Source organism: bacterium (genome assembly GCA_036524115.1).
Classification (GTDB): Bacteria; JAUVQV01; JAUVQV01; order JAUVQV01; family DATDCY01; genus DATDCY01.
In genome coordinates this window covers 1-3,811 of the sequence record DATDCY010000204.1, presented here as the reverse complement: position 1 = coordinate 3,811, position 3,811 = coordinate 1, and the positions used below count along the sequence as shown (strand labels likewise).

At 74.1% G+C, this 3,811-nt stretch carries 3 protein-coding genes; 2 read left to right on the top strand and 1 reads right to left on the bottom strand.

The window, feature by feature from the left end:
- Positions 1-368, top strand: a 368-nt coding sequence (locus VI078_09795; protein HEY5999574.1) for a hypothetical protein, incomplete at its 5' end; no start/stop codon positions are given.
- Between the two features lie 8 nt (positions 369-376).
- Here the strand turns inward: VI078_09795 and VI078_09790 are convergent.
- Positions 377-2,176 (bottom strand): AAA family ATPase, encoded by a 1,800-nt coding sequence (locus VI078_09790; GenBank protein HEY5999573.1) that lies wholly within the window; start codon positions 2,174-2,176, stop codon positions 377-379.
- A 144-nt stretch (positions 2,177-2,320) separates the two neighbouring features.
- On the opposite strand from VI078_09790, the gene VI078_09785 reads away from it, so the two are divergent.
- Positions 2,321-3,811: DUF87 domain-containing protein (locus tag VI078_09785; protein ID HEY5999572.1), on the top strand; the 1,491-nt coding region annotated here is incomplete at its 3' end.

The following is a 3,811-nucleotide window of genomic DNA, read 5'->3' as shown; positions in this document are numbered from 1 at the left end:
CGGGGGCCGGCGACACGCGCGCCGGCGTGGACGCAATTGGCGGCGCGGTCGACGCGTCGCCCCGCGCGGGAGCGTGCGCTCGCCCCTGCGACGCCACACCTCGCGCCGCGGGCGCAGTGGTCTTCGCGCCCGATGCGGTCGTCGTTGCCGCGGGCGCCGGCGGCGCCTGCTCGGGCGTTTCCCTGCCGCTGCGCCACGCCCAGCCGACGATGACGACGGCCGCACCGATGACCGCGGCCGCACCGGCGACGCCCACCAACGACCACCGCGACTTCCCGGCGGGCTGGGGCCCCTGCACCGTGAAGACGTCCGGGACCTGCCCCGGCGGCCGCTTCTGCTCGGACTTCTTCAGCGCATCGAGGATGTAGGACATCGGCTACGGCCCTCCGCCTTCCGTCCCGAGCGTCGGCGTCCCCGGCCCCGGGTCCGAATCGAGCGACAGCAGCACGACGGGCCCGGCGACCCCGTCGATCCCGAGGTTGCGCGAGCGCTGGTAGTCGCGCACGCGCTCGGTCAGCGCCGCGTCGAAGACCTCCACCGGCGCGCTGCCGCCAGGCGCACCGAGGACGGCGTCGAGCCGTTGCGCGAGCCAGGCGACGCCCGCCCCGGTGTCCCCGGTCCCGAGGGCGCCGCCCGTCTGCGCTGGCGGCCGCCACAACAGTGCAAAGTCCCGGATCCCGAAGCCCTCGAGCGCGGCGGCCGCGACGGTGGCGCGCGCCCCGCCGGCGGCGAGTGTCGCTTCGCCGGCGCGCAGCCGCTCGAGGACCAGCCAGCGCGACGCCCCCGCCGCGCCATGGACACGGATGACGGCGGGCCGGTCCAGCAGCCGCAGCTGCTGCAGGCCGCCGGCGCCGCGCAGGCAGTCCAGGCCGTACACGAGCGCCTGCGCGCAGCCTCCGTCCTCCTCCCGCGCCCGGACTCCCCAGAGCCGATAGAGCCAGCGCCAGGCCTCCTGCTCGCGCTCCGCCGCAGGCTGCTCGAGCAGCGCCTGAAGCGAGAGCGGGGCCACGGGGGCGGCCGCGGGCGCCGGGGCGGCGACCACCGCAGGCGCCGCGGGCGGCGGGGCCGCAGGGGATTTGGCCGGAGATCCCGCCGTCGTGGTGGCACCGACCGCGACCGGGCCGGCTGGAGGCGGTGTCGCAGGCGCCACGGCGGGGGAAGCGACCGAACCGGCCGCGGGAGCAGCGGGCGGCGCCGGTGCAACGGACGGCGCGGGGGCCGGGGCCGGAGCGGATTGGGGCGACGGCAGCAGCGAGCGAACGGGCTCCGGCTCCTGACGCGCCCCCACGGCCAGCCAGAGCGCGACGACGAGCGCGCAGCCGGCCGCGGTGAACGCCAGCGCCCGCAACGGGAGCCGCTCCTGCCACGTCTTGCCGGCGACCTCCCGCGCCGCCTGCACGAGCGTCGCGCGGTCCACCTGGTGCCTGCCCTGCGCGTACGCGCCGAGCAACGCCCGATCGCAGAGGATGTTGATCAGCCGGGGCACCCCGCGGCTCAACCCGTGCAGCCGCCGGATCACCTCCGGCGGGAACAGCTCCGCGTGGCAGCCGGCAACGCCGAGGCGATGGCGGACGTACGCGGCGGTCTCCTCGCGCGTCAGCGGGCGGATGTGGAACCGGGCGGTGATGCGCTGGGCGAGCTGGCGCAGGTCCGGGCGCGCGAGGGTGGCGCGCAGCTCGGGCTGGCCCATGAGGATGATCTGCAGCAGCTTGTGGCGACTCGTCTCGAGATTGGTGAGCAGGCGCAGCTGCTCGAGCACGTCCGGGTCGAGGTTCTGTGCCTCGTCGATGACGACCACCGCGCGCTCGCCCGCGGCGTGGGCGTCCATCAGGAAGCGGTTGATCAGGTCGAGCGACGTCTTGAGGCTCGGCGTCCCCTCCGGTCGCGGGATCTCGAACTCGTCGCAGATGGTCGCGAGCAGCTCGGCCGCGGTCAGCCCCGGGTTGAGGACCACGGCGGCGCGGGTCTTCGCCGGCAGCTGCTCGAGGAAGCAGCGGCAGACCGTCGTCTTGCCGGTGCCGACCTCGCCGGTGAGCTGAACGAAGCCGCCCTCGTGCTGCACGCCATAGAGCAGGTGGGCGAGCGCCTCGCGGTGCTGCGCGCTCAGGTAGAGGTAGCGCGGGTCGGGCGCGAGCGAGAAGGGGAACTCGCGCAGGCCGAAGTGTTCGAGATACATTGGCTTCCTCCGCCGTGATCGGGGCTGTCGGGCGGCACGGAACGAGCGTACACCAGGCCGGGTCCGTTGTCACACGGTTGCGCGGGGGCAGCGGCGGCGCGAGAATGGTGCGCGACCGCGAGGACGCGGGCAGGGAGGCGCCCCATGCAGGACTTCGAGAAGCTCGGCGTGTTCTACCTCGGGAAGGAGTACGACCTCGCGGCGAGGAAGCGTCAGGAGGACCTCGTCCTCTACGACTCGCGCGATCTCGTGACGCACGCGGTCTGCGTGGGCATGACCGGCAGCGGCAAGACCGGGCTGTGCATCGCGCTGCTCGAAGAGGCGGCGATCGACGGGGTACCCGCGCTCGTCATCGACCCGAAAGGCGACCTCGGCAACCTGCTGCTCACGTTCCCCGAGCTGCGCGGCGCCGACTTCGCGCCGTGGGTCAACGAGGAGGACGCGCGCCGCAAGGGCGTCGCCCCGGCGGAGTACGCCGAGGCCCAGGCGGCGCTCTGGAAGAAGGGGCTGGCCGAGTGGGGGCAGGACGGGGAGCGCATCCGCCGGCTGCGCGCGGCCGCCGATTTCGCCATCTACACGCCGGGGAGCACCGCGGGCATCCCGCTGTCGATCCTCAAGTCCTTCCAGGCGCCGGAGAAGGCCGTGCTCGAGGACGGGGACGCGCGGCGCGAGCGCGTGGCGGCCACGGCCACGAGCCTGCTGGCGCTCGTGGGCGTCGACGCCGATCCCGTGAAGAGCCGCGAGCACATCCTGCTCTCGACGATCCTCGAGAACGCCTGGCGGCAGGGGCAGGACCTGGACCTCGCGGGCGTGATCCAGCAGATCCAGTCGCCGCCGGTGCAGCGCGTCGGCGTCTTCGACCTCGAGTCGTTCTTCCCGTCGAAGGAGCGCTTCGGGCTGGCGATGACGCTCAACAACCTGCTCGCCTCCCCGGGCTCTTCCGCGTGGCTCGAGGGCGAGGCGCTCGACGTGGGGCGGCTGCTCTGGACGCCGGAGGGAAAGCCGCGCGTGGCGGTCGTCTCCATCGCGCACCTCTCCGACGCGGAGCGGATGTTCTTCGTCTCGCTGCTGCTGACGCAGACGCTCGGCTGGATGCGCGCGCAGTCCGGCACGACCAGTCTGCGGGCCCTGCTGTACATGGACGAGATCTTCGGCTACTTCCCGCCGGTGGCGAACCCGCCGTCGAAGCTGCCGCTGCTCTCGCTGCTCAAGCAGGCGCGCGCCTTCGGGCTCGGGGTGGTGCTCGCGACGCAGAATCCCGTTGACCTGGACTACAAGGGCCTCGCCAACACCGGCACGTGGCTGATCGGGCGGCTGCAGACCGAGCGCGACAAGGAGCGCGTGCTCGAGGGGCTCGAGGGCGCGGCGGGCGGCGCGCGATTCGACCGCGGGGCGATGGAGCGCACGCTCGCGGCGCTGGGCAACCGCGTCTTCCTGATGCACAACGTGCACGAGGACGCGCCGGTGGTCTTCGAGAGCCGCTGGGCGATGTCGTACCTGCGCGGGCCGCTGACGCGCGTGCAGATCAAGGCCTTGATGGAGGGGCGGCAGGCCACGGCGCCGGCTGCGGCTCCCGCTGCCACGGCGGCTGCAGGTGCCGGCTCCGGCCGGGCGGCGCCCGCCGCGCCAACCCGC